The sequence below is a fragment of the Halorientalis pallida genome (assembly GCF_004118325.1).
Classification (GTDB): Archaea; Halobacteriota; Halobacteria; order Halobacteriales; family Haloarculaceae; genus Halorientalis; species Halorientalis pallida.
The window spans coordinates 776,662-800,287 of the sequence record NZ_RDFA01000001.1 but is presented as its reverse complement, the minus strand read 5'-3'; the positions used below and the strand labels follow the sequence as shown (position 1 = coordinate 800,287).

Annotated in this window: 26 protein-coding genes; 14 read left to right on the top strand and 12 right to left on the bottom strand. The window is 67.9% G+C overall.

Features of this window, described 5'->3' with window-relative positions; translation table 11 throughout:
• Nucleotides 1-59 precede the first annotated feature (59 nt).
• Entirely contained in the window at nt 60-338 is a 279-nt protein-coding gene (locus tag EAF64_RS04360) for a ubiquitin-like small modifier protein 1 (RefSeq protein ID WP_129067728.1), read from the top strand.
• 21 nt (nt 339-359) lie between these two features.
• Here the strand turns inward: EAF64_RS04360 and EAF64_RS04355 are convergent, their stop codons facing one another.
• From EAF64_RS04355 to EAF64_RS21720, 3 genes are read right to left on the bottom strand one after another with little or no spacing between them, the layout of a single operon-like run.
• Nucleotides 360-755 carry a PIN domain-containing protein gene (locus EAF64_RS04355; RefSeq protein WP_129067727.1) on the bottom strand — a complete coding sequence of 132 codons (396 nt, stop codon included), beginning with the start codon at nt 753-755 and terminating at the stop codon, nt 360-362.
• Nucleotides 752-988: an antitoxin VapB family protein gene (locus EAF64_RS04350; protein WP_129067726.1), complete on the bottom strand. Its 237-nt coding sequence runs from the start codon at nt 986-988 to the stop codon at nt 752-754. Before EAF64_RS04350 ends, EAF64_RS04355 begins: the two co-directional genes overlap by 4 nt.
• Complete coding sequence (locus EAF64_RS21720) at nt 958-1,485, bottom strand: hypothetical protein (protein ID WP_394345748.1); 528 nt, start codon at nt 1,483-1,485, stop codon at nt 958-960. The genes EAF64_RS04350 and EAF64_RS21720 overlap by 31 nt, the downstream gene beginning before the upstream one ends.
• Before the next feature lie 36 nt (nt 1,486-1,521).
• On the opposite strand from EAF64_RS21720, the gene EAF64_RS04345 reads away from it, so the two are divergent.
• A complete protein-coding gene (locus tag EAF64_RS04345; RefSeq protein ID WP_129067725.1) occupies nt 1,522-2,241 on the top strand; it encodes a hypothetical protein in 720 nt (239 codons plus the stop codon).
• A gap of 18 nt (nt 2,242-2,259) precedes the next feature.
• On the opposite strand, the gene EAF64_RS04340 is transcribed toward EAF64_RS04345, so the two are convergent.
• Both EAF64_RS04340 and gatD read right to left on the bottom strand, forming a co-directional pair.
• Nucleotides 2,260-3,207, bottom strand: coding sequence for a GNAT family N-acetyltransferase (locus tag EAF64_RS04340; RefSeq protein ID WP_129067724.1), 948 nt, complete (start codon nt 3,205-3,207; stop codon nt 2,260-2,262).
• A gap of 1 nt (nt 3,208) precedes the next feature.
• The gene (gene gatD, locus EAF64_RS04335; protein ID WP_129067723.1) at nt 3,209-4,456 is read right to left on the bottom strand and encodes a Glu-tRNA(Gln) amidotransferase subunit GatD; all 1,248 of its coding nucleotides are present in this window, start codon (nt 4,454-4,456) and stop codon (nt 3,209-3,211) included.
• Nucleotides 4,457-4,546: 90 nt separating this feature from the next.
• Between gatD and EAF64_RS04330 the strand changes: the two genes are divergently transcribed.
• Complete coding sequence (locus EAF64_RS04330; RefSeq protein ID WP_129067722.1) at nt 4,547-5,110, top strand: hypothetical protein; 564 nt, start codon at nt 4,547-4,549, stop codon at nt 5,108-5,110.
• On the opposite strand, the gene EAF64_RS04325 is transcribed toward EAF64_RS04330, so the two are convergent.
• Complete coding sequence (locus tag EAF64_RS04325) at nt 5,107-5,760, bottom strand: metalloregulator ArsR/SmtB family transcription factor (protein ID WP_129067721.1); 654 nt, start codon at nt 5,758-5,760, stop codon at nt 5,107-5,109. The two genes, EAF64_RS04330 and EAF64_RS04325, sit on opposite strands and share 4 nt — an antisense overlap.
• A 46-nt stretch (nt 5,761-5,806) precedes the next feature.
• Complete coding sequence (locus tag EAF64_RS04320; RefSeq protein ID WP_129067720.1) at nt 5,807-6,820, bottom strand: hypothetical protein; 1,014 nt, start codon at nt 6,818-6,820, stop codon at nt 5,807-5,809.
• Between the two features lie 293 nt (nt 6,821-7,113).
• Here EAF64_RS04320 and EAF64_RS04315 point away from each other — a divergent pair, with 293 nt between their 5' ends.
• Entirely contained in the window at nt 7,114-7,500 is a 387-nt protein-coding gene (locus EAF64_RS04315; protein WP_129067719.1) for a DUF5802 family protein, read from the top strand.
• Nucleotides 7,501-7,525: 25 nt separating this feature from the next.
• Nucleotides 7,526-8,413: a Vms1/Ankzf1 family peptidyl-tRNA hydrolase gene (locus EAF64_RS04310; protein WP_129067718.1), complete on the top strand. Its 888-nt coding sequence runs from the start codon at nt 7,526-7,528 to the stop codon at nt 8,411-8,413.
• Here EAF64_RS04310 and EAF64_RS04305 read toward each other — a convergent pair.
• Both EAF64_RS04305 and EAF64_RS04300 read right to left on the bottom strand, forming a co-directional pair.
• Nucleotides 8,406-9,431, bottom strand: coding sequence for a hypothetical protein (locus EAF64_RS04305; protein WP_129067717.1), 1,026 nt, complete (start codon nt 9,429-9,431; stop codon nt 8,406-8,408). The two genes, EAF64_RS04310 and EAF64_RS04305, sit on opposite strands and share 8 nt — an antisense overlap.
• 50 nt (nt 9,432-9,481) lie before the next feature.
• Nucleotides 9,482-10,813 carry a hypothetical protein gene (locus EAF64_RS04300; protein WP_129067716.1) on the bottom strand — a complete coding sequence of 444 codons (1,332 nt, stop codon included), beginning with the start codon at nt 10,811-10,813 and terminating at the stop codon, nt 9,482-9,484.
• 73 nt (nt 10,814-10,886) lie between these two features.
• Here EAF64_RS04300 and EAF64_RS04295 point away from each other — a divergent pair, with 73 nt between their 5' ends.
• Both EAF64_RS04295 and EAF64_RS04290 read left to right on the top strand, forming a co-directional pair.
• Nucleotides 10,887-11,900: a DUF1611 domain-containing protein gene (locus EAF64_RS04295; RefSeq protein ID WP_129067715.1), complete on the top strand. Its 1,014-nt coding sequence runs from the start codon at nt 10,887-10,889 to the stop codon at nt 11,898-11,900.
• Nucleotides 11,897-12,940 carry a dipeptide epimerase gene (locus EAF64_RS04290; RefSeq protein WP_129067714.1) on the top strand — a complete coding sequence of 348 codons (1,044 nt, stop codon included), beginning with the start codon at nt 11,897-11,899 and terminating at the stop codon, nt 12,938-12,940. The genes EAF64_RS04295 and EAF64_RS04290 overlap by 4 nt, the downstream gene beginning before the upstream one ends.
• A gap of 3 nt (nt 12,941-12,943) precedes the next feature.
• Here EAF64_RS04290 and EAF64_RS04285 read toward each other — a convergent pair whose 3' ends face one another.
• The gene (locus EAF64_RS04285; protein WP_129067713.1) at nt 12,944-14,461 is read right to left on the bottom strand and encodes a hypothetical protein; all 1,518 of its coding nucleotides are present in this window, start codon (nt 14,459-14,461) and stop codon (nt 12,944-12,946) included.
• A 169-nt stretch (nt 14,462-14,630) separates the two neighbouring features.
• On the opposite strand from EAF64_RS04285, the gene EAF64_RS04280 reads away from it, so the two are divergent.
• Nucleotides 14,631-15,353, top strand: a complete 723-nt coding sequence (locus EAF64_RS04280) for a MinD/ParA family ATP-binding protein (RefSeq protein WP_129067712.1) — start codon at nt 14,631-14,633, stop codon at nt 15,351-15,353.
• Nucleotides 15,354-15,440: 87 nt separating this feature from the next.
• On the top strand, nt 15,441-17,366 hold the full coding sequence (gene thrS / locus EAF64_RS04275) for a threonine--tRNA ligase (RefSeq protein WP_129067711.1): 1,926 nt from the start codon (nt 15,441-15,443) through the stop codon (nt 17,364-17,366).
• Here thrS and EAF64_RS04270 read toward each other — a convergent pair.
• Both EAF64_RS04270 and EAF64_RS04265 read right to left on the bottom strand, forming a co-directional pair.
• Nucleotides 17,363-18,403 carry a hypothetical protein gene (locus EAF64_RS04270; protein ID WP_227738875.1) on the bottom strand — a complete coding sequence of 347 codons (1,041 nt, stop codon included), beginning with the start codon at nt 18,401-18,403 and terminating at the stop codon, nt 17,363-17,365. The two genes, thrS and EAF64_RS04270, sit on opposite strands and share 4 nt — an antisense overlap.
• Nucleotides 18,404-18,485: 82 nt before the next feature.
• Nucleotides 18,486-19,352 carry a PspA/IM30 family protein gene (locus EAF64_RS04265; protein ID WP_129067710.1) on the bottom strand — a complete coding sequence of 289 codons (867 nt, stop codon included), beginning with the start codon at nt 19,350-19,352 and terminating at the stop codon, nt 18,486-18,488.
• Between the two features lie 53 nt (nt 19,353-19,405).
• Between EAF64_RS04265 and EAF64_RS04260 the strand changes: the two genes are divergently transcribed.
• The 5 genes from EAF64_RS04260 (at nt 19,406) to EAF64_RS04240 (ending at nt 23,617) form a co-directional block, all read left to right on the top strand.
• Nucleotides 19,406-19,990, top strand: a complete 585-nt coding sequence (locus tag EAF64_RS04260) for an alpha/beta hydrolase (RefSeq protein ID WP_227738874.1) — start codon at nt 19,406-19,408, stop codon at nt 19,988-19,990.
• 101 nt (nt 19,991-20,091) lie between these two features.
• Nucleotides 20,092-21,744: a CTP synthase gene (locus tag EAF64_RS04255; protein WP_129067709.1), complete on the top strand. Its 1,653-nt coding sequence runs from the start codon at nt 20,092-20,094 to the stop codon at nt 21,742-21,744.
• Nucleotides 21,744-22,661, top strand: a complete 918-nt coding sequence (gene guaA, locus EAF64_RS04250) for a glutamine-hydrolyzing GMP synthase (protein WP_129067708.1) — start codon at nt 21,744-21,746, stop codon at nt 22,659-22,661. The genes EAF64_RS04255 and guaA overlap by 1 nt, the downstream gene beginning before the upstream one ends.
• Nucleotides 22,662-22,704: 43 nt before the next feature.
• A complete protein-coding gene (locus tag EAF64_RS04245; RefSeq protein ID WP_129067707.1) occupies nt 22,705-23,229 on the top strand; it encodes a PH domain-containing protein in 525 nt (174 codons plus the stop codon).
• Between the two features lie 58 nt (nt 23,230-23,287).
• Nucleotides 23,288-23,617, top strand: coding sequence for a DUF7126 family protein (locus EAF64_RS04240; RefSeq protein WP_129067706.1), 330 nt, complete (start codon nt 23,288-23,290; stop codon nt 23,615-23,617).
• Nucleotides 23,618-23,626: the final 9 nt, after the last annotated feature.

Here is a 23,626-nt window from a genome sequence, read left to right as displayed (position 1 = left end):
GCAGCGAGGTCGACGACCGAAGCAGAACGGCTTTTGCCGCCGCGGCCGCTCCTCCGGATATGGAGTGGAAGCTGTTCGCCAATCTCAAGGAGGTCGTCGGCCAGTCCGAGGTCGAGGTCGACGTACAGTCGGGCGAGACCTTCGGCGATGCGCTCGACGCACTGCTGGAGGCTCACCCCGAACTCGCCGCGGAAGTACTGAACGACGACGGCGAGTTGCGCGACCACATCCGCGTCCTCCACAACGGGGACAACCCCTTCGTCTCCGCCGAGGGCCGGGACACCGAACTGGAAGCGGGCGACGAACTCGCCCTCTTCCCGCCGGTCAGCGGCGGGTGAGGCGGACGACAGGAACGCAGGTTAGTACGTCACGACCGAGAGCCCGTCGATCCGGCGGAAGTCGTCCGGATTCCCGGTCAATACGCTCTCGTCGTGGACGATACCGGTCGCACCGATAATCTCGTCGCCCGGATCGTCGAGTGGTCGGCCGTCGCGTCTGAGTCCGCCACCGATCCGACCCGTTTTCCGGAGGATTTCCGGCGTCACGTCGTACAGCGTCCGTGAATCGACGATCGCTTCGATTTCCGCGCGCTCTTCGGCCGATCGGTCGCTGTACCCGAGTCCCCAGTGGAGTTCGTAGAGCGTCATCGCGGAGAGCCGTTGTGGGACTCCCGCAGATTCGAGCTCACGGATGCGCTCGACGGCTGCGGAATCGTCCCGCATGAGATCCAGCAATACCGATGTGTCGAGGATCATCGCTCGTCCCAGTCCGCAGCGAGATCGTCGGCGTACCCCTCGTAACTGTCGGCGAGCGCGTCTTCCATGGCGTCCGCCTCCGTCTCGTTGAGTACCCCTCGAAGTTCGAGCAGTGATCGCTCGCCGGCGAGTCGAGCGACCACGTCAGAGAACGACTCTTCCTTCCGTTTCCGGCTCCGGAGTTTCTCGTAGGCCTCCTCGGTCAGCCGGACGTTCTTGTACTCGGTGCCCATGTGTATACATCTGTGTGCATCGAATAAAAGGGTTCGGTGGGACGACCGTCCGGAGAGTGACACGACCAGCGGCGAGTGAGGCGGGTACCGACGAGTGCGCTGGCAAGGATGGTCAAAACGGCCAGGCTCGCACCGAAGCCGGGGCCAGTTCTGTCGGTGGCGGTCGTTGCGGGAGTGGTCTGACTCGGTGGAATCTGATGAATGTCGGTCGATGTCGGCGACTCCACCGCTGGTGTGGTACGGGTTTCCAATGTCTGTGCTCGTGGAGTGTCACCAATCCCGTTGACAGATGCCTGTGAACCGACCACAGCGACGGTCTCCGAGTCTCGATACCCGACCACGCTCGCCGTCGCGCGCGTGCCCTGCGGGACGGACGAGAGGTCGAACGTCGCTGTGAACCGCCGGTTCGATCCCACCGTGGCAATCGTGCGCCTGGGGTTCGGCTCACCGCTGATGTTCAGCACGATCCTGAGATCCGTGCCCGGTAAGGCGGTCACGGATCCGGTGACGGTCGCAGTCTCCGAGGTGTTCAGGTGGAGGGGCTCGCCCCCCACGAACTGTGCGTCCGGGTCCTGAACGTCGAACCAGAACGAATCTTCGCTCGTGGTCGTTCCGTTTCCGACCGTCAGTTCGACGACTTGGCCTCTCCCCCGCAGACTCGGGTAATCGACGACCGCAGCCCCGGGGTCGACGACTACGTAGATCGAATCGTTGTGGTCGTCGAAGGCGTACTCGATTGCGCCCGCGTCGTCGGAGGACGAGAGGTTGATTTCGGCAGAACAAGTGTTGACACCGATCCCGAAACTGACGTTCCCGCCAGCGGCGAGGCGACGGTCGACCGCGCGGTCGATTTCTCTCTCGGAACCGTCGAGACCCTGGAGGACCCGCGTCGACTCGCCCTCGAACCGAAGCCGATAGATGCGAGTGCGACCGGTCGTGACAACCGGATCGCCGCTCTCGTCGCCCAGTGCCGGCACGATCCGCCCGGCGGTGAGTCCGTCGCTGATCGCGTCCGTGTCGTTCAGTTCACCGAACGAATCGTCGGGCGCGACGAACAGGTCGACTGTGACGTTCGCGGTATCGCCACTTTGCGGCGCCCCAGTGGGACAGATTTCTCCTTCGGCGGCCGTCGCTGTCCCCGCAACGACGGCCAGACACAGGAGACAGCACAGGGCAACCCCACCAAGTGCCAGCGCATTTCGACCCACCGACCTGTTGCTCATACGAACGAAACCGTCAGCGCGATTGAATAGCTTGTGTCACGCTGACAACTACCCACCGCGCCCGGTCAGATCGGCTTCCAGCACGAAATCGGGTTCTTCCCCGAGTTCGATCCCGGCGTAGGCCGCGTCGCTGACCGCCCGCGCGGTCTCGGGGATCAAGACGCGCGTCCGGTCCGCACCGACCGCCGCGGCGTCGCGAGCGATGGCCGCGAAGAGCGCACGGGCGGCCGGCACGTCCGCCCACGCTGCGACGCCGTACTCCGCGACTCGCTCGTCACCCTCGCCGGGCTCGTAGTCCCGGACGCGGTATGCCATCCCCCGGGTCCCGTCGCCCTCTTTCTGTACTGCGAACACCCGAGTTTCCTCGGCGAGTCGCTGGAGACCCTCGCGTCGCAGTTCACGGACGGCCCAGGACTCCCCCGGAGCGAGGGTCAGTCCGTAGAGGGCCCGATTGGCGTCGCTGCGCTGCCAGAAAATCCAGGCGGCGTCCGCGTGGTCGGTGACGGCGTGGTCGGTGTCGGCGCTCGCGTCGGCGACGGGTTCGGGATGGACCCACCGGAACTCGGAGACCGGCTCGAAGCCGATACCCCTGGAGGTGCCCATCCCCTGTGCGTTCCAGGAGAACACGAGGTTGCGACAGACGGTCGCGCCCTGCTCGACCGCCCAGTCGAAGACGGCCCCGGTGAGTCGGTGGGCCAGTCCCAGGCCGCGGGCGTCGGGCGCGACGCGCATCCCCTGGGCCCAGGCCTCGTACTCGGAGAGTATGACTCCCTGCAGGACGCCCGCGGGGTCGCCGTCGACCGTCGCGACGAACGTCCGCTGACCGGGGCCGTCGCTCTCGACCCACTCGGGGAACACGCGCGGGAGGTAATCGCTCACGTCGCGGTCCGGCCAGGTGTCCTCGGTGAAGGCGACGATCCCGTCGTGGTCGGCGGCGCGGGCCTGTCGGACGTGGACGGTCGGGTCCTCGCCCACGCCGTCCCCCTCGTCGGCCATCTCAGGTCCAGGGCCGTGACTGGGCCTGGATCTCGCCGGCCAGCGGTTCGCGCATGGCTCGGGCGGGGTCCTCGGCGTTTTCCAGCACCCACATCAGCTTCACCTTCGCCGTGCCCGGGAGCATGTCCTCGCCCTCGATCACGCCGGCGTCGAGCAGGTCGCGACCGGTGTCGTACACCCGGTCACAGACCCGACCCGCAAGACACTGGCTGGTCATCACGACCGTCGTCCCCGCGTCGGTCACCGCTTCGACCGTGTCGATCCAGTCGGTGTTGACGTGACCCAGGCCCGTGCCCTCGATCACGACGCCGGCCGCGCCGTTCGCTGCGGTTTCGAGCATCGCGGGGTCGGTGCCGGGCGTGAACTTCACGAGGCTCACGTCCGTTGCCAGGCCATCGTGCAGTGCGAGGTCGGCCTCGCCGCGTTCGGCGTACTCGCGGCGGAACGTGATCTCTTCACTTTCGTAGTCGACTTCCCCGAGTGGCTTCGTGCCGACGGTCTCGAAGGCGTCCCGCCGGGAGGTGTGGTTCTTCCGGACGCGGGTGCCCCGGTGGAGCGCACAGCGCTCGTCGGCCTCGTCGGCGTGCATACAGACCAGTACCTCCGCGCAGTCGGATTTCGCGGCCTCGACCGCACAGACGGCGTTCATCACGTTGTCCGAGGAGGGGCGATCCGCCGACCGCTGGCTCCCCGTGAAGACGATGGGCACGGGCGTGTCGAGCATGAACGCGAGCGCGGAGGCGGTGAACTGCATCGTGTCGGTACCGTGCATGACCACGACGCCGTCTGCGCCCGCCTCGATCTCGTCTCTCACCGCCCGTGCCAGCTCCTGCCACACCTCGGGCGTCATGTTCTCGCTGAGGATGTTGGCGACGACGCGGCCCCGATAGTTCGCGCGGCCGGCCAGGTCCGGCACCGCCCGGAGCACGTCCTCGGCGTCGAACTGGGCGGTCACCGCGCCCGTCCGGTAGTCGACCGTCGAGGCGATGGTCCCGCCGGTCGAGATGAGCGAGATGGTCGGCAGGTCGTCGTCGAACTCGATGGCCGACTCGCCCTCGGCGTCCTGTGCGCCTTCCACGTCGTAGGTGTCGGCTTCGAGCACTTCGACCGACGCCGCGTCCCGGTCGACGCCGACGTTGTACCCGCTCTCGAGTTTGACGACGAGGTTCTCCGCGGTCGTCGAGGGCAAGAGGACGCCCTCGTACGTCTGGTCCGCGCGCTCGACGCGGACCCGGTCCCCTGGGTTCATACTCTCGCGTACCGCGTGCCCGGACTTGAAACCATCCTTCCGACCGCCCCGCGGGAAAAGACTCACGTCGCCGCGCGCGGAACGTCTCGTATGGCCGAACGTTCCGATCAGCGGACCCGGCCGGACGAGTCCGTCGAGGAATCGCTCGATGACGCGACGTTCGGGCTCGACGACGAGCCGACGGTCACGAGCGACACCGGCCCGTCACCGTCGAGTGACACCGGCAAGTCCGGGCTCGCCGGTCGCCTCAGTGCCGCTGTCCGCGCCCCGTTCGGTGCGGTCGCGTCGCGACTGTCAAGCCCCCTGGAGGGGCTGTTCTCGCTCCGGGCGTTCCTGCTCCTGCTGGTCACCAGCGTCGCCGGGATGGTGCTGGCGGGGATGGTTCTCCCCTTCGGGTCCATCGGCGGGCTCGTCGGGATCGCCGCGGTGGCGTTCGGGGCCGGCCTCGCGAGCGAGCGGTCCCGCTACGTCGAGGCGTCGGTCAGCGGCGCGCTCGCGTCGGGGATCAGCTGGGTGCTCGGGAATCTGGTCCTGACGGCGGTCGGGCCGGGCGTGCCGCTCGTCGCCGTCGGCGTCGGGTTCGGTGTCCTCGCGGCGCTGCTCGGACACTACTTCGGTCGCGACCTGCGGTCGGGGCTGACCCGTGACCTCTAGTCGACGAGCCGCCACCGGTCGCCCTCACGGGCGAGCACGCCGTTCCCTTCGAGTTCGGTCAGTGCCTCGCGGACGACCGGCGGCGGCGCTTCGACGGTCTCGACGATCTCGTCCGTGGTCGCCGGCTCCTCGACCAGCGCGTTCAACACGTCCGCGTAGAGGCGGGTGTCGTCCACGTCCAGTTTCTCACCGAGCTGTTCCATGACGGCCGCGAGTCGCCCCTGGACCCACCGCTGAGCCATCGACAGTTCGTTCTCCAGTTGTTCGAGCCGTGCCAGTTCCGTCGCCACGTCGCCCAGATCGGTCGGATCCCGCGTGCTCACGTCGATCTTCAGGTGCCGACAGCTGGCGGCCACGTCGAGGCTCTGACTCGCCGGATAGGCGCTTTTGACGCCGAACCCGTACGGTGAGACGCTGACCTCCAGTCGGAGGTTCTGCGAGATGAAGTAGTATTTCCGGCGCTGGTCGTCGGTTCGGCTCTCGACGAGGCCGGCCTCTTCGAGCTTTCGGAGGTGGTCGATGACCGCTTTCGGACTCACGCCGAGATACTCGCTGATCTCGGTCACGTAACAGGGCTTCCGGGCGAGCAGCCGCAGGATCCGTCTACGGTTCTCGTTTCCCAGGAGGTTGAGTAACTCGGCCGAATCCATTTACCGAACGTAAGCGATGACCCGTGAAAAGGCTAACTGGCCGCGGTCAGTTGCGGCCGGGCGGTCCGTCGTTGCCTCCACCGCCCCTGGCGGGGTCCGCAGGCCCGCCGTCAGGGCCGCCGTCAGGGCCGCCATCCCCGGGGTCGTTCGAGCCGGCGTCCGATCCGCCGCCAGTGTCGTCGGCACCGCCTGCCGCGTCGCCCGCTGCGTCACCCGCGTCGTCGGCCGTCTCGTCGGAGCCGTCCCCCCCGGCGTCGCCGTCGGCGCTGCCCGACCCGCGGTCACTGCTGTTTGATCTCCCGTCGGCCGGTGACTCGCCGTCGGTCCTCGGTCCGGTCTCACCGTCGTCCGGTGGCCCGCCGTTCCCGCCGCGGTCGACGGGCGGTCCCGGCTGCTCGTCCGCCGTCACGTTCTCGGACGGCCCCACGTCCTCCGGCGGACCGACGTCACCGGGCCCCCTGTCTTCGGGCGGGCTGGCCTGGTCGGGTCGGCCGACGCCCAGATCGCGTGCGACGGCCGCGACCTCCCGTCCGCTCAGGTTCCGCGCCCGCGTTCTGAGCTGATCGAGCTGGCTCGTGTTCACGCCGACCGATCGCGCTCGTTCGTCGGTCTCGTTGATCGAGTCACCGAGTGCGTCCAGTTCCGCAGTGAGGCGGCTCGCTCGTGCCCTGTAGGCCGCTCGTGGGATCGTGTCGTTCTCGTATCTCGCCTGGAGGTCCGCCATGCGCTCGCGAAGCCGCTCGCTCCGGCGCTCCAGTCGATCGATCCGGGACTGGACGACGGCCGGCCGCTCCCCCTCCTCGGACTGGTTGTACTTGGCGGCCCACATCCCCGACTCCACGGAGCTGTCGGTCTCCGCACTGCTGGCCTGCATGAACGAGGAGATCCGGGCCCCGATGCTCACGTTACTCGCCGTGTCGTTCGTTTCGTTCGTCTGGACTGCCGACGCCCCGTCGCTGGCCGGCGCGATGCCACCGACGGCACCGAACACCGGGACGGCGACCAGGGCGACGCCGACGCCGACGACGACCGCGGTCAACAGCGTCCCACGAGCACTCATATCGAGCGTATCTTTATCCGTAAGCCACAAAAAAGCGGAGATCCGTTCTCACTGTTCACCGGATCGCTCTGACGGCCCCAGACCGTCCAATAGCGTTCACGCGGTCCGCTCCACCTTCGACTCACGAAACCGTCTCGGCCCGGTCCGGGCGTGCTACACGCCGTCACCGCCTGCACTCCTCGCTCCCGCCACCGCGACTCCCAGCTGACCGCCGAAATCCCCTGAAAGCGCGACGACATAAGGGCACCGGCCAAGGTTTTTCTACGCTGATGTGGTACGTGACACCGTATAGCATGTTCGAGCGGTTTTCGAGCGGGTACTACCTCGGCCGGTTGTACGTGACGCCGGGCGAGAGTGAGACCGCAGCCATCAGTCGTGAACAACACGAGCGGGTCAACGAGCAGCTCTACGCCGACGGTGACGGCGTCGAGCGGCTGGACCGACCGCTGGTGATGAAAGTCGACGAGCGACACTTCCCAGTGACCGGCGCGGACGGGGTCCCGGAGGACACACTCGCCGTGCCGCCGTCGGTGCTCGAGGACACGCGCGTCAGGAACCCGCCGGCGCTCACGGAAGTTCTGCTGGCGAAGGCCGACCGCGCCGAACAACTGCTGGCCATGCTCGGTGGCCACGTCGCCGTCGACGACCTCGACGACGGCCCGGGTGGCCCCGCAATTTAAGCCCTCTCCGCTGTCCCTTCCGGTGATGCTCGACGAGCTGCTGGGGCGCGCCGAACTCAAAGAGCGCATCGCGGAGCTAGAGGAGGACAAGCGCCACCTCGAACGACAACTGGAGGCCGAACAGGAGCGCCGCGCCGACGCCGCCAGCGACCGACAGGAGGCCGAACAACGGGCCAACCGGCTCGAAGACCGGATCGCCGACCTGGAGGGGACCGTCGACCGCCTCGAAGGAGAGGAGACCTCGCTCGACTACCGCCGTCGCGAGCGGCTCCGTGGCGAGCGCCTGATCGCGGTTCTGGACCGCCTCGAATCGGTCGAGACCGACCCCGAGGGCGCGCTGACGGCCTTCGTCGCCGACGACACGCCCGACGCGGTGCGGGACGCCTTCGGCGAGCGCGCGACGCTCGTCTCCGAGGCCGCGCCCTGTCTCGCGGTGACCGACGACGCCGGCCTCCTCGGCGCGACCCTCTCCGTCCCGGCCCCGCCGGAGCCCTTCGCCGAGTGGAGCGACGGGTTCCAGTTCGACCCGGCCTGGTTCGCGCCCGAGGGACAGTTCTCCCTCGCGCTCGTCCGGTCGGACCTGTTCGCCATGGGCGAGTACGACGGTCGCGAGCGGACCGCGTTCCACGGCTTCGACTCGGAACTCAAGAGTCAACACTCCAAAGGCGGGTTCTCGCAGGCCCGGTTCGAGCGACTGCGCGACGAGCAGATCGACTCCCACGTCGACCGCTGTCTAGAGGCCCTCGACGAACGGACGACCGACCCGCTGTACGTCGTCGGCGAACGGACGGTCCTCCCGGCGTTCTCGTCGGTCGCGGACGTGACCGCCACGGTCGACGCGACCGGGGACCCCGAACCCGCGCTGGCGGACGCCTTCCGTGACTTCTGGACGGTGCAGTTGCGCGCTATCTGAGCCGGGCGGCGAGCAAGCCACTACTCCCGAGGGCGACGGCGAGGAGCGCGGCCAGCGGCGTGAACCCGGGCCCGAGCGCGCCGGTTTCGGTGACTGCCCCCGTGGCCGGTCCGGCCGTTCCATCGGCCGACCGATCAGTCGTCGTCGCCGCTGCCGTCGCTCCGGTCCCGGCCACCGATCCGTCGGTAGCCCGGTCCATACCGGTGGCCGCGTTCTCGGCGCTCGACAGTGCCGCCGATTCGACGGCAGTGGGAAGGTCGGTGACCGACAGCGACACCGGATACGCGCCCGACCGGAGGGTGACGGACAGCTGTTCGGCCGCGCTCAGATTACTCGTCGTCACGAGGAACGAGGGGTTCGCGACGAACTCCCCGTTTCGCATGGCCTGGGCGAGTTGTCGTCCCATCGACGCCGTGTACAGCACCTCGCCGTCGTCGACCGTGTAGAGACAGTGGCCGCTCGCCTCGTCCGGGTTCCGATCGGCGTCGGGTGGACACGTCCCGATCCCCTCGCCGGTGAACCCGTACTCCTGGAGGTCCTGTGAGTAGTTCCGGGCCGCGCTCGCTCCGAGCGTGATGGGCACGTGTGGCTGGATGGTTCCGCGCCCGGCCTGTGCCTGGCCTACCTCCACGAAGTCGTCGGTCGTCAACAGCGTCTCCTCGCGGTAGACCGTCGAGCCGTTCGCCTCGACCGGGAACCGGGCGACCATCTCTACCCGACCCTGGTCCCGGAGCAGTTGGGTGACGGTCTCCCTGTCGGCGTCGGTGACGACGGCGACGTACTGCGTGCCACCGACACTCGCGGTCGCGACGTGACCGTCGATACCCGCGAGATCGAGTCGCGTTTCCAGGACGGCGACGACGGTCTCCACCGTCCGGTCCGACACGTCGTCGCCGATCTCGGCTCCGACGACCGTCTCGTTCTCGTCCGGTGTGAGCTGTGCCCCGGCTCCCGGCGCGGCGACGAGTGCGAGCGCGAAGGCACCCGCCACAAGGAAGGCTATCGCTGCGCGGCGCATACCTGAAAGTGTATCCTCTTTCACACAAAAAGATACGGTTCGGTCGCGTCCTATCGTGACCGGGCGGCCAGCAGCGAGACGGTCGCGAGAACCAGGGCGACCAGTGCCGTCGCCGGCGAGAAACCCGGGCCGGTCGCGTCGGTGACCGTCACGACGCCGGTCGAGTTGCTCGTCGACTCGCCGGCCGGGGCGGTGGTGTCCGTCGACTCCCCGGTGGCTGGTGTCTCGGGTGCAGGGGTGTCGTTGGTCTCGTCGACCGTGGCAACGTCGTCGGGTGCGTCCGTCGGCGTTCCGCCAGGTGTCACGTCGTCGATTGGCGTGTCGGTCGTGGGTGCGTCGGGCGTGTCGACCGGCTCCTCGACCGGTGCGTCCTCGTTCCCGAGTGCGGCCGCTCTGACCGACTCCGAGAGACGGGTGACCGACACCGGGGCCGGGAACGCGCCGCTCCGAAGCGTCGCGGACAACCGTTCGGCTTCCCGAACCGTCTCGGCGATCAGGAAGACAGATGGATCCTCGTCGTACTCCTGGAAGTTGATCGCCCAGGCCACGTTTCCGCCAAGCGACCGCGCCGAGACGATCTCGCCGTTGAATTCGGTGTACAGACAGTAGCCCTGAGCGGTGTCGGGGTTCTCGGCCGCGTCCGCCGGACACCCCGTGACACCCTCGTCGGCGAAGCCGGCTCGTTTCACCGTCGCGGCGGCTTCACGGGCCGCTTGGACGCTGAGGAAGACTTCGACGGTCGGCCGGTCGGTGAACGGGCGGCTCGCGACGGCCGGCCCGACGCGAACGAAGTCCTCGTTCTCGAGAATCTTCGTCTCGCGGTAGACCGTCTGCCCGTCGACCGTGACCGGGTAGTGTGCGATGACCTCGACCTGCCCGCGGTTCCGGAGTATCGTCCCGACCTGGGTCCGGTTCGCGCCCGTGACGACGACGTGTGGAATGCCGTCGACGGTGACGGTCTTCGCGGTCGCGTTGCTCCCCCGCATATCGAGTCTGCCCTGCAACACTCGAACGATGTTCGCCCGCGTCCGGTCGGTCGCCCCCTGGCGCACCGCGTTCGGCGAGAAGCCGGCCGCGGCGAACCCGTCCGCGATGGCGGCCGTCGACAGGTTCGGGCCGAACACCTCGGCCGTGCCGTTCGCCGGTTGCACCAGGACGTTGTCGGCCGGGACGCTGAGGTTCGCGGCCACGCTCTGCCGGGTCCGCTCTCTGGACTCGGTGCCCTCGGCGATCGAGAGGCCCGTGACGGTCCAGGTGTCGATTTCGACGCCGACGGCCGTCTCGTTCCCGTCGGTCGTGGACTGTGCGCCCGCCGCCGGCGTGGCGACGAGTGTCAGCACCAACACGCCCCCCACCAGGAGCGCTGTCGTCAGACGGCGCATACCAAACTGTCACACGATATCTATACAAAAAGATGGGTGTAGTGTTTATGCCCGACCCGTTCCAGGCGTCGGTATGAACGTCGCCGTTCTCGCCCACGAGCGGTTCCCCGACCGCGCCAAGACCGCCGTCGGCGTCCTCCGGTACGCAGACTACGACGTGACCGCCGTCCTCGACCGCGACCGCGGCGGCGAACGCGTCGCCGACTCCCTCCCGGACGTCCAGGACGCCCCGATCGTCGCCGGCATGGACGAGGTAGCCGACCCGGTCGACGCGCTGGTGATCGGTATCGCCCCTATCGGCGGCGAGTTCGACGAGTCCTGGCGGCCCGACGTGCGTGGGGCCATCGAACGCGGCTGTGACGTGCTCTCGGGGCTGCACTACTACCTCGCCGAGGACGACGAGTTCGCCGCGCTGGCCGACGACCACGGCGTCGACCTCCGTGACCTGCGCCGGCCGCCCGCGGAGCTGTCCGTGGCCGAGGGTCGCTCCCGCGAGGTCGACGCCGACGTGGTGCTCACCGTGGGGACGGACTGTTCGACCGGGAAGATGACCACGAGCGCCGAACTCGTGGCGGCCGCCCGCGAGCGTGGGATCGACGCCGCCATGATCCCCACCGGTCAGACCGGCGTCTTGATCGAGGGGTGGGGGACCGTCGTCGACCGCGTCCCGAGCGACTTCGTCGCTGGCGCGGTCGAGCGGATGGTCCGCGAGCGCGGCGACGACCACGACCTGCTGGTCGTCGAAGGGCAGGGGTCGATCACCCACCCCGCTTACTCGGCGGTGACCTGCGGCATCCTCCACGGGGCGATGCCCGACGCCCTCGTCCTGTGTCACGAGGCCGGCCGCGAGGCGATCCACGGCTACGAGGAGTTCGCCATCCCGCCCGTCGCCGAGGTCGGCTCGCTCTACGAGAGCCTCGCCGCACCCGTCGCGGACACCACCGTGGCCGCCGGCGCGCTGAACACGAGCGAACTTGACGAGGCCGACGCCAATCGGGCGGTCATCGAGTACGCCACGGCCATCGACGCGCCCGCGACCGACCCCGTGCGCTTCGGCGCGGACGAACTCCTCGACGCCCTGCGATGACGCTCGCTACCGACTTCGAGTGGTACGACCTCGAACTGGCCGAACCGTTCGGCATCTCCCGTGGTACCACGACGGTCTCGGAGAACCTCGTCGTCCGGATCGAGGACCCAGCGGGCAATCTGGGCGTCGGCGGCGCGGCTCCCGCCGACTACTACAGCGCGTCCCGCGAGCGAATCACCGACGCGCTCCCCGCCCTGCTGGCGGCGGTCGAGGACTGCGACCCGCACGACCGCCAGCGGATTGCCCGTCGCCTCGCCGACGCCGCCGGTGGGCCCACCGCCCATCCCGGAGCCCGCGCCGCCGTCAGTATCGCACTGGCCGACCTGGCCGCCAAACAGATCGAGATGCCCCTCTATCGGCTCCTCGGTCTCGATCCCGGCCGCCCGGTCACCACTTCCTTCACCGTCGGCATCGACGACACCGACCGGATGGCCGAGCGGGCGGCCCGCGCGGCCGAGACGTACCCGATCCTGAAACTCAAACTCGGGACCGACCGGGACCGGGAGATCGTCCGGGCCGTCCGCGACCGGGTGCCCGACGCGACGATCCGGGTGGACGCAAACGGGGCCTGGGACGCCGACGAGGCGGTCGCGATGAGTCGATTCCTCGACGACCACGGTATCGAGTTCGTCGAACAACCCGTCCCCGCCGCCGACCTCGCGGGACTGGCCCGGGTCGGCGAGGCCGGCCCGCTCCCCGTCGCCGCCGACGAGAGTTGCGTGGTCCCCGACGATATCCCGCGCGTGGCCGAGGCCGCCGACATCGCGGTGCTGAAACTCACGAAAAGTGGCGGGGTCTGTCCCGTCCTCCGGATGTGCCACGCCGCCCGCGCGTGCGGACTGGACGTGATGCTGGGATGCATGACAGAGACCAACGCCGCTATCGCGGCGGCGGCCCACCTCACGCCGCTGGCCGACTACGCCGACCTCGACGGGGCGCTGTTGCTCGCCGAAGATGTCTTCGGAGGTATCGAAATGTCGGGCGGGGGGATCGACCTGTCACGGGTCGACCGGCCGGGCACTGGTGCGTGTGAGAGATGACGCTCAGAGCCAGTCCGCGAAGGTATCGTGCTCCCGGGACAGCCGGGCGTACTCGGACTGGACCGTCGCCAGCGCTGCTTCGAGGCTCGCGCCCGCGTCCAGTTCCGCGCGGGCGCGGTCGATCTTCCACTGGCTCGGTGTCGTGCGCGCCTCCCAGCGAGCTTCGAGTGGAGCGAGGTAGCGGTCGGCGGTGGCGTCGTCGATCCCCTGTTCGTCGAGGCCGCGGCGGGCGTACTCGAAGACCTCGGCGAAGATGGTCTCGCTGTCGCTCGTGCGTTCGCCGTCGGCGGTGACCCAGGCTAGCTCGCCGTCCAGCCCGTGCTCGACGGCCTCGTAGAAACCCCGCTCGGCGGCGTCGTGGTCGAGGTCGGCGAGCGGGTGGTCGGCGGCGACCAGGCCCCGGAGGAGGCCGCCGACGAGCGCCTGGAACCCCACGATGTCGCGGATCGACGGCTGGGTCGGGAGCGGGCGATACTCGATGCGGATGGAGCGCCGGCCACCGATCCCTTCGACGTGATCGCCGCCGATGACGCCGCGAAGCCACCGCCAGAACGTCCCGCGTTTGTGGTCGAACTCCCAGATCTCGCCGGTGAAACCTTCCTCGGCCCCCTCGACCCACTCCGCGAGGAAGGGCGCGATCAGCGGATCGTCGACCACGTGGTCGACGGCGTCGGTGTCGTCTTTCAGGTCGTCGGGTACGCGGCACTTCGTCGGGTCGGTCTGGTTGACCGACTGCTCGAACGCCGCGATCCGGAGTTCGTGGTGGGTCTCGGCCAGCAGCGTCTCGGGGTCGACGCCGTTGTCGTACATGTCGCCCGGGAGGAACGGGGAGTTGGTCGCGAGCGCCAGCACGGGGCCGAGCGTCCGGATCCCGAGGTTGTGGTACCCCGGGAACTGTGTCGCGTCGGGAATCTGGACGTGGGGCTGGATCGACGTGGCCAGCGACTCGAACAGGATCGTCGGGAACTCGACGGTCGCGCCGGGCACGTCGAAGGGAATGGCTCCGTCGGCCAGGTCCACGCAGTGGCGGTCGATGGCCCAGTAGCGTGGCACCGACCGCATGTTCGTCGGGAGGTCGGTCCCGTCGTGGTCCTCGGTGTCGCCCAGATACGCCACACTGCCCTCGGCCGGGGGCGTCGTCCACATCGCGTCCAGCACGAGGTCACAGCCGTGGTCTCGGGCCACTGTCTGGGCTCGCTCCCACTGGGTCTCCAGCGCTCGCGCCTGCGCGTCGAGTCCCTCGGCAGTGAACGGGTCCGGATCGGTGTTCAACTCGGCGTTGTGGAGGCCCAGTTCCTCGTTGCACGACTCGAAGACGCCCTCCGGGATGGCCGTGAGCCGCCCGTCGTCGTCGACGGCGTACACTTCCAGTTCCAGCCCGATGGCGAACCCCTCGGTGTCGAGGTCGTCTCGCTCCAGGGCCGCCCTGAGAAACGCTGCCTGCTCGTCGACGCGGTCCTCGAAGGCGTCCCGCGTCGCCGGGGAGAGCGACTGCCCCACCAGATCGACCGGATCGGTCATTGCCAAAGGATCCCAGGAGCGAGGGATTCAGTGTTGCGGATTGCTCGCGCCCACCGAACCGGCAGGCCCGACCGGGTGACGCGAACACGTTTCACTCACGTTTTATTTAAAACACCATCTTTCACCCGCGATATTTATTTGAGTTAGCGGAAGGTATTGTCGATAACTCATGGCTGGGGACGTGTACACGGTTGCGGGCGGCAAGGGTGGTGTGGGCAAGACGACGACGGCTGTCAACACGGCGATCGCACTGCAAGACGCGGGTCGACGGACGGTCGTGGTGGACGCGGATCTGGGGATGACGAACCTGAGCGAACTGCTCGGGCTCGAGCACGAACCGCGGCTCCACGACGTACTGGCCGGCGAGGCCGAGCTGGGCGACGCCATCGCCGAGGGGCCCAGTGGTCTGTCGGTGCTGGCCGGGCGGGGGACGCTGGAGTCGTTCGCGGAGGCCGACCCGTCGAACCTCCGACCGGTCCTGCGCGCGCTCCAGCGCTCCTACGAGGCGGTCATCGTCGACACGGGCGCGGGACTCTCCCACGAGACGCTGGTGCCGGCGGGGATGTCGGACGGGATCGTCCTCGTGACGACGCCCGACGAGGTGTCGCTGACCGACGCCAGGAAGGTCGGTGAACTGGCGGATCACGTCGACGGGTCGATCGTCGGGGCCGTCCTGACGAAGGTGCGCGACGACATCGACGTCTCCGCGGTCGGCGAGGAACTCGGCGAGGAGATCCTGGGCGTGGTGCCACAGGACGACGAGGCGACGGCGAACGAACCGCTCGTGGTCACGTCGCCGGACAGTTACGCCGCGCAGGCGTACCGCCGTCTCGGGACGAAACTCGCCGACTGGATCGACGACTCGCCGGTCGAACGGCCCGTCGAGTCCTGAGCGCGTCGCTGACTGTCGGCTCGACGAGCCCGAACTGGTCGCACGGTTCTCAATACACTTATCCCGCGGTGCCGACTTGCCACGGGTATGAGCGAGGTCACGGTCACGCTCCCCGACGGGTCGACCCTCGAGATGGACGAGGGGGCCTCCGTCGAGGACGTCGCGTTCGAAATCGGACCGGGATTGGGTCGGGACACCGTCGCCGGGGTCGTCGACGGCGAACTCGTCGACAAGCACGCCCCCATCGAGGCGGACGTGGACGTCGAGATCGTCACGGAGAGTGCCGACGAGTACCTCGACGTACTCCGCCACTCCGCGGCCCACGTGTTCGCACAGGCGCTGGAACGACTCTATCCCGAGGCGAAACTCACGATCGGCCCCTGGACCGACGACGGCTTCTACTACGACATCGCCGGCGTCGATCTCGACGAGGACGACCTCGAAGCGATCGAGGCGGAAGCCCACGACATCATCGAGGCGGACCTCGATATCGAGCGGGATATGGTGCCCCGCGAGGACGCCTTCGATCGGTACGAGGACAACCGTTTCAAACGGGAGATCCTCGACGACGAGGCCGCCGGCGAGGACCCCGTCCAGTTCTACCAGCAAGGCGAGTTCTACGACCTCTGTCAGGGACCCCACGTCGAGTCCACGGGTGAGATCGGCGGCTTCTCCCTGCTGGAGATCTCCGGTGCGTACTGGCGCGGCGAGGAAGACAACGAGATGCTCACGCGCGTCTACGGTACAGCCTTCCCCTCCGAGGACGACCTCGAGGAGTACCTCGAACAGCGCCGGAAGGCCCAGGAACGGGACCACCGCAAGATCGGCCAGGAGATGGATCTGTTCTCCATCGACGAGACGACCGGGCCGGGTCTGCCCCTCTATCACCCCAACGGGAAGACGATCCTGAACGAACTCTCCGACTACGTGGCCGGCCTCAACAGGCAGAACGACTACCGCGAGGTCGAGACGCCCCACGTCTTCCGCACGGAACTCTGGAAGAAGTCGGGCCACTACGAGAACTACGTCGACGACATGTTCCTGCTGGACGTGAACGACGAGGAATACGGGCTCAAACCCATGAACTGCCCCGGCCACGCGACGATCTTCGACCAGGGGCAGTGGTCCTACCGTGACCTCCCGGTCCGGTACTTCGAGGACGGCAAGGTCTACCGCAAGGAACAGCGCGGGGAACTCTCCGGGCTCTCGCGGGTCTGGTCGTTCACCATCGACGACGGCCACCTGTTCGTCCGCCCGGACCAGATCGAAGACGAGGTCGAGGCGATCATCGACATCATCCTCGACATCCTCGACACCTTCCAGCTCGACTACACCGTGCAGTTCGCCACCCGCCCCGACAAGTCCGTCGGGAGCGACGAGATCTGGGAGCGCGCCGAGTCACAGCTGGAATCGGTCCTGGAGGGGGCCGACATGGAGTACGTCGTCGAGGACGGCGACGGCGCCTTCTACGGCCCGAAGATCGACTTCGCGTTCGAGGACGCGCTGGGGCGGGACTGGGACGGGCCGACGGTCCAGTTGGACTTCAACATGCCCGAGCGGTTCGACCTGACCTACGTCGGCGAGGACAACGAGGAACACCGCCCGGTCATGATCCACCGCGCGCTCTACGGCTCCTACGAGCGGTTCTTCATGGTCCTCACCGAACACTACAACGGGAAGTTCCCCACTTGGCTCGCGCCCGAACAGGTCCGGATCCTCCCGATCAGCGACGACCACATCCCCTACGCCGAGGAGATCAAACGCGAACTCGAGGACTACCGCGTGACCATCGAGGAACGCTCCTGGACGGTCAAGAAGAAGATTCGCCAGGCCCACGAGGATCTGGTGCCGTACATGCTCATCCTCGGTGACGACGAGGAGAGCGAGGGCACCATCTCCGTGCGTGACCGGAAGGAACGCGAAGCGAACGACGTGGACCCGACGGCCTTCCGTGCCCACCTCGACGACGAAGTGGGTGCACAGCGGACCGAACCGGACTTTCTGGACGACTAGGACTCGTCCTCGCTTCCCCGGAGGACGAACGGGCCGATAGCCAGCGTCCGCTTGGCCACGGTCGCGATCCGAAGGATGTACGCGACCAGGAAGACGAACGGGACCAGCGCGACGGTCACTGCGCCGCTGGTGAGCCACACCGGCCCGGCGACGCCGAGCACCGACCACGAGGCCACGCCCGCGTCGAAGAAGACGATCATCGACACCGCGACCACGAGCGCCGGCAGCGCCGCGTAGAGGAGCACTCGCGAGAGGTTGATCAGTTCCCACTGGAAGTACAGCGTCTTCACGTGTTCCCTGGCCGGTCCGAACAGTTCGAGCGCGTCCAGTAGCTCCGCGAACGCCGCGTCGGTCTCGTCCGAGAGGTCGTCGGCACAGGCGGCCCGGAGCCGGCGGGCCTCGTAGATCTTTCCGGAGTAGTTGAAGTTCAACGCCGCCGAGACGACGCCGAACGTCCCGAATTCGGCGGCGTCGAGCTGATCACCGACTTCGTCCGCGTTGTCGACCACGCTCTCGGCGAACGTTTCGATCCGGTCACGAACGTCCTCTTCGGCTCCGTCGCTCGCCGCCACGAGGCGGTCGCTCCGGTCCCGGGCTGCCTCGACGATGACCCGCAGGAAGGCACTGGGGTCGGCCGGGGCGACGTCCACGTCCAGTTCCGACTCGATGGCACGCCGGGCGTCGAGTGCGCCCTCCATCCGGTCGCGCTGATCGCCCAGCGGCCCGAGTTCCTGTGAGAGGACGAGCTGGTTGATCGTGACGACCAGCGTGACGCCGGTGATGATCGCGGTGACGAACGCCTGGAACACCGTCTCGACGGGGTCCACGCTCTCGATGGCCTCGCCGAGCGGGACCGGATCGACGGCCCCGACGATCAGCAGCGAGACGAACACGAGTCCGAGCAGGGCGGCGGCGACGTGCCACCGCGTCGCCTCCAGCAACACCCACAGCTTCACCCGATTCCCCGGGACGCGGCCCCGCATCGTGTCCTGGCGTCCCGCACCGTCACCGGGGTCCGGCACGGAGTCTCCGTCCATACTCCAGCCTCGACTCCCGGCCGGAAATCACTGTGGGACCGTCCAGCAGAAAGTACCCGTCACCGCGAGACGCCCGTCCGGCTCAGTTTTTCTCCTCTTCTCTCAGCTCTTCGAGTTCCGCGTCGAGTTCCGCGTCGCTGACCTCGGTCTCCTCGGCGTCGGGGGTCTCGACGTCCGCCGGATCGACGTCGGCGGTCTCGGCATCGGCCTCGGTGTCGGCGGTTTCGGACTCGCCTTCGGCCTCTCCCTCCTCGGCCCCCATCTCGGATTTGAGCGTGTCGAGTTCGGCGTCGACCTCGCCCGTCGTGCGGATCTCTTCGAGTTCCCGATCCAGCTGGTCCTTGTCGCTCAGGGCGTCCTCGAAGGCACCGCTCTCCTGCAGTTCGTCCATGGCGGCCGAGCGCGCTTCCATCTCCTCGGTACGTTCCTCGGCCCGCTGGATGGCCCGGCCCACGTCTTCCATCTCGTCGCCGGCTCCGGTCATCGCCTCGGAGACGCGGTTGGAGGCCTCGGCGGCCTTGTACCGTGCTTTCATCGTCTCCTTTTTGGTGCGGAACTGCTCGATGCGGTTCTGGAGTTCGTCCTTTTTGTCGATCAACTGGTCCTGCTGCCGTTGGAGTTGCTGGATCTGACTCTCCAGATCCTCGATCTGGTTCATCTTCTGTTTCTTCTTCTCCAGTGCCCGGCGCGCGAGGTCCTCCCGGTCCTGCCGGACTGCCTCGCGGGCCTGGTCGTTGTGCTTCTCGACGTTCTCTTCGAGGCGGCGCTGCTGGATCTCCAGCCGTTTCTTCTGGGTCGTCAGGTCGGCGATGCCCTGCTTGACGTTCTGGAGTTCGTCCCGCATCTGCTCGTAGGAGTAATCGAGGGTCTCGGAGGGGTCTTCGGCCCTGTTGAGGAGCCCGTTGACCTTCGAGCGGACGATGTAGGAGGCGCGCGAGAGGATGCCCATATCTGTCTTAGGTGACCGCTGCCCTTAAAACTCCGACACCCCGACGCTGATCAGTGAGCGAAGAGCTTCGTCTCGACGGTGCCCGCGAACTTCGAGTCACCGTCGACACGCCCGCGGCCGACCGCGCCGTCGTCGCCTGCCCGCCACACCCGCAGATGGGCGGCACCCGGTCGGACCCCCGCCTGCGCGCCGTGGGCGGAGCGCTGGCCGACCGGGGGATCGCCTGCCTGCGCTTCGACTACGGCCCCTGGGACGAGGGCGAGGGCGAACGCCGGGACGCGCTGAACGTCCTCGCGTCGGCGCGGGGCCGCTACGACGCCGTGGCGCTGTTCGGCTACAGTTTCGGTGCCGGCGTCGCCTTGCTGGCGGCGGCCGAATCGGAACCGACTGCGGTCTCGGTGCTCGCGCCGCCCGCGACCATCGGGGACGCCGACACGGTGGCGGCTCTCGATTCCCTCGCCTGTCCCGTCCAGGTGCTCCACGGCGAGCGCGACGGGACGGTGGACTGGGAACCGGTGATCGAGCGCGCACGCGAGCGCGGGGACGTGGTGGAAACCATTTCGGGCGACCACTTCTTCGTGGGCCAGGGCGACCGGATCGGCGAGTCGGTCGCGGCGTTTCTCGGGACCGCGGCGTAACCGGGTCCCGGACGGCCGGTGTGCCCGGTCGAAAAGTGTGCATTCGTTGCACACTCGGGGCTTCCCGTAACCGTTTTGAGCGCGCCGCGCGCACCGTCGGTATGCCGACCGAATCAGAGACGAACTACGACCCCGAGCTGGGTCGGAAGTTCATTTTCGTCACCGGCGGCGTGATGTCCGGACTGGGGAAAGGCATCACTGCCGCGAGCACGGGACGGTTGCTGGCAAACGCCGGCTTCGACGTCACGGCGGTCAAGATCGACCCCTATCTCAACGTCGACGCCGGGACGATGAACCCCTACCAGCACGGCGAGGTGTACGTGCTGAAAGACGGCGGGGAGGTCGACCTGGACCTGGGGAACTACGAGCGGTTCCTCGACATCGACATGACCTTCGACCACAACGTCACCACTGGGAAGGTCTACCAGCACGTCATCGAGAAGGAACGCGCCGGCGACTACCTGGGCAAGACCGTCCAGATCATCCCGCACATCACCGACGACATCAAGCGCCGCATCCGGGAAGCCGCCGAGGGCCACGACGTCTGTATCGTCGAGGTCGGCGGCACGGTGGGGGACATCGAGGGGATGCCCTATCTGGAAGCCCTGCGCCAGTTCGCCCACGAAGAAGACGACGACGACATCCTCTTTACCCACGTCACCCTCGTCCCCTACTCGAAAAACGGCGAACAGAAGACCAAGCCGACACAGCACTCCGTCAAGGAACTCCGGTCGATCGGCCTCCAGCCCGACATTCTGGTGGGTCGGTGTGAGGACAAACTCCACGCCGACGTGAAAGAGAAGATCGCGCTGTTCTGTGACGTGCCCACCGACGCCGTCTTCTCCAATCCCGACGTTGAGGACATCTACCACGTCCCGCTGATGGTCGAGGAGGAGGGCCTCGACGAGTACGTGATGGACCGACTCGACCTCGAATCGGAGGCCCTACCCGAGGCCGAGCGGGACAATCGCTGGCGCGACCTCGTGACCCGCGATACGACGGGCGAGGTCGAGATAGCCCTCGTCGGGAAGTACGGCCTCGAGGACGCCTACATCTCGATCCACGAGTCGCTGAAACACGCCGGCCTCGAAGCCGGTGTGGACGTGACCACGACGTGGGTCCACAGCGAAGACCTCGCGGACGGCTACGACGGGGAACTCGACGACGTGGACGGCGTCGTCGTCCCCGGCGGTTTCGGGTCGCGAGGCATCGAAGGGAAGATCGAGGCCTGCCGGTACGCCCGCGAGAACGACCTGCCGTGGCTCGGCCTCTGTCTGGGCTTCCAGATGGCCGTCGTCGAGTACGCGCGCAACGTCCTCGACCTCGAAGACGCCCACTCCGCCGAGATCGAGGAGGGGACCGCCCACCCCGTGATCGACCTGCTCCCCGAGCAGTACGATCTGGAGGACATGGGCGGGACGATGCGGCTCGGGGCCCACGAGACCGACATCGACGCCGGAACGGTCGCCCACGCCCTCTACGGCGACACGTCCTGTACCGAACGGCACCGCCACCGCTACGAGGTCAACCCCGAGTACATCGACGACCTCGAAGCCGCCGGCCTCGTCTTCTCGGGTCACACCAACAAGCGCATGGAGATCCTGGAACTGCCCGATCACCCCTACTACCTGGGGACGCAGTTCCACCCCGAGTTCCGCTCGCGGCCCGGCCGTGCCAGCCCGCCCTTCGTCGGCCTGCTGGAGGCGGTGCTCGACGAGACCGACGTCGCGGCCCGTGAGGAGGTGGAGGCCTGATGGTCGACGTGGATTCCTTTATCGACGAGAAGATCGACGAGATCGCGACCGAGGTCGGCGACGCGAACGCCGTCATCGCCCTCTCGGGGGGTGTCGACTCCTCGACGGCCGCCGCGCTGGCCTACGAGGCTATCGGCGACCAGCTCACCCCCGTCTACGTCGACACCGGCTTGATGCGGAAAGGCGAGACCGAGCAGATCGCAGAGACCTTCGACTACATGGACTCACTCCGGATCGTGGAGGCCAAAGACCGCTTCCTCGACGCGCTCTCCGGTATCACCGATCCCGAGGAGAAGCGCCACGCCATCGGCGAGCAGTTCATCCGGGAGTTCGAGACGGTTGCCCGCGAGGTCGACGCCGACTACCTCGTCCAGGGGACGATCTACCCCGACCGCATCGAGAGCGAGGGCACGATCAAGTCCCACCACAACGTCGGCGGCCTGCCCGACGTGGTGGACTTCGAGGGCATCGTCGAACCGATGCGGGACCTCTACAAAGACGAGGTGCGGGAGGTCGCACGCGACCTCGACCTGGAGGCGATCATCGCCGAGCGGATGCCGTTCCCCGGCCCCGGCCTCGCGGTGCGGATCATCGGCGAAGTGACCGAGGAGAAACTGGGCGTCGCCCGCGAGGCCAATCACGTGGTCGAGGAGGAACTGGAGGAGCACGACCCGTGGCAGGCGCTGGCGGCCGTCATCGGGAAGGCCACGGGCGTCAAGGGCGACAACCGCGTCCACGGCTGGGTCGTCGCCGTCCGGTCCGTCGAGAGCCGGGACGGCATGACCGCCCGCGCACAGAACGTCGACTGGGAGACCCTCCAGCGCATCCAGAGCCGGATTACGGGTGAAAACGAGAACGTCGCGCGCGTGCTGTACGACGTGACCCACAAGCCGCCGGCAACCATCGAGTACGAGTAGCCGACCCAACCGCTTTTCTCGCTGGCGCGAGTTCGGAGAGCCGATGCCCGCAAGCGCCGAGTCCGATCCCGACTATCAGGCGCTCGACCTGCCGGGCCGTCCCGAGCCGATCCGGGCGGAAATTCGTGCGGTGCCAGTGCTGAACCCGCTGGCCGTGGCCGTCGCCGGCCTGGTCTACGCGGTCGTCCTCGCCCTGCTCTTGTCGCTGTGGTGGGGGCTGGGACTGCTAATCTCCCTGCCCGCGCCGCCGATCTCCCTGCGCACGGGGCTCGTCCTGTGGCTCGTGGGGATCGGACTCGCGGTCGGGCGCGACGCGGCCCGGAAGGCCCGGACGTCCGCCGAGATCTCGCCGGGCTGGATCACCCGGTCGTTCGGGTCGCAGTCCGTGACGGTGCCGCGTGCGGAGATCGAACGGGTGCGGGTTCGGACGACGCTGGTCGACCGCCTCGTCGGGACCAGGACCGTCGACGTGTACGACGCGGACGGCCACCGGCTCCGAATCCCGCGCGTCCGTGCCTCGCCGCGCCTCGAACGGGAATTCGCCGTCTACGACGAAGCCGCGCCGTGACTGTGGCCGACGAGACGCGACCGTGAGAGCCAAACCCCGGGGGGCACAGAGAGCAATCATGAACGCAGTTATCGCCGGTCCCGACGAACACGACCTCGGGGCGGCACTGTCGGCAGTGGGCTTCTCGGTGACGCGCGCGGCGGGCACGGCCAACCGCCCGGCGCTGGAGGAAGCGGGGATTCACGACGCGGAGCTGCTGGTCCTGACGGACGCCGCACTGGCGACCGCCATCCCGGTCGCGACCGACCTGACCGACGACCTCCGGATCATCGCGTACACCACCGACTCGCTCCCGGAATTCGTGAAAGGCCAGGCGCACATGGCGTTGGACCCTGCGCTGTTCGATCCCGAGGACGTGGCCGAGGAGGCCGCCGACACGGGCGAATAGGATTGCGGG

Coding starts and splice junctions, on each gene's coding strand:
- EAF64_RS04255 (WP_129067709.1), top strand. CDS start 20,092: ATGCCGACCGAATCAGAGACGAACTACGACCCCGAGCTGGGTCGGAAG.
- EAF64_RS04270 (WP_227738875.1), bottom strand. CDS start 18,403: ATGGACGGAGACTCCGTGCCGGACCCCGGTGACGGTGCGGGACGCCAG.
- EAF64_RS04280 (WP_129067712.1), top strand. CDS start 14,631: ATGGCTGGGGACGTGTACACGGTTGCGGGCGGCAAGGGTGGTGTGGGC.
- EAF64_RS04285 (WP_129067713.1), bottom strand. CDS start 14,461: ATGACCGATCCGGTCGATCTGGTGGGGCAGTCGCTCTCCCCGGCGACG.
- EAF64_RS04310 (WP_129067718.1), top strand. CDS start 7,526: ATGCTCGACGAGCTGCTGGGGCGCGCCGAACTCAAAGAGCGCATCGCG.
- EAF64_RS04340 (WP_129067724.1), bottom strand. CDS start 3,207: ATGGCCGACGAGGGGGACGGCGTGGGCGAGGACCCGACCGTCCACGTC.
- EAF64_RS04265 (WP_129067710.1), bottom strand. CDS start 19,352: ATGGGCATCCTCTCGCGCGCCTCCTACATCGTCCGCTCGAAGGTCAAC.
- EAF64_RS04300 (WP_129067716.1), bottom strand. CDS start 10,813: ATGCGCCGTCTGACGACAGCGCTCCTGGTGGGGGGCGTGTTGGTGCTG.
- EAF64_RS04355 (WP_129067727.1), bottom strand. CDS start 755: ATGATCCTCGACACATCGGTATTGCTGGATCTCATGCGGGACGATTCC.
- EAF64_RS04320 (WP_129067720.1), bottom strand. CDS start 6,820: ATGAGTGCTCGTGGGACGCTGTTGACCGCGGTCGTCGTCGGCGTCGGC.
- EAF64_RS04290 (WP_129067714.1), top strand. CDS start 11,897: ATGACGCTCGCTACCGACTTCGAGTGGTACGACCTCGAACTGGCCGAA.
- EAF64_RS04295 (WP_129067715.1), top strand. CDS start 10,887: ATGAACGTCGCCGTTCTCGCCCACGAGCGGTTCCCCGACCGCGCCAAG.
- EAF64_RS04240 (WP_129067706.1), top strand. CDS start 23,288: ATGAACGCAGTTATCGCCGGTCCCGACGAACACGACCTCGGGGCGGCA.
- EAF64_RS04325 (WP_129067721.1), bottom strand. CDS start 5,760: ATGGATTCGGCCGAGTTACTCAACCTCCTGGGAAACGAGAACCGTAGA.
- EAF64_RS04330 (WP_129067722.1), top strand. CDS start 4,547: ATGGCCGAACGTTCCGATCAGCGGACCCGGCCGGACGAGTCCGTCGAG.
- gatD (WP_129067723.1), bottom strand. CDS start 4,456: ATGAACCCAGGGGACCGGGTCCGCGTCGAGCGCGCGGACCAGACGTAC.
- EAF64_RS04350 (WP_129067726.1), bottom strand. CDS start 988: ATGGGCACCGAGTACAAGAACGTCCGGCTGACCGAGGAGGCCTACGAG.
- thrS (WP_129067711.1), top strand. CDS start 15,441: ATGAGCGAGGTCACGGTCACGCTCCCCGACGGGTCGACCCTCGAGATG.
- EAF64_RS04360 (WP_129067728.1), top strand. CDS start 60: ATGGAGTGGAAGCTGTTCGCCAATCTCAAGGAGGTCGTCGGCCAGTCC.
- EAF64_RS04245 (WP_129067707.1), top strand. CDS start 22,705: ATGCCCGCAAGCGCCGAGTCCGATCCCGACTATCAGGCGCTCGACCTG.
- EAF64_RS04315 (WP_129067719.1), top strand. CDS start 7,114: ATGTTCGAGCGGTTTTCGAGCGGGTACTACCTCGGCCGGTTGTACGTG.
- guaA (WP_129067708.1), top strand. CDS start 21,744: ATGGTCGACGTGGATTCCTTTATCGACGAGAAGATCGACGAGATCGCG.
- EAF64_RS04305 (WP_129067717.1), bottom strand. CDS start 9,431: ATGCGCCGCGCAGCGATAGCCTTCCTTGTGGCGGGTGCCTTCGCGCTC.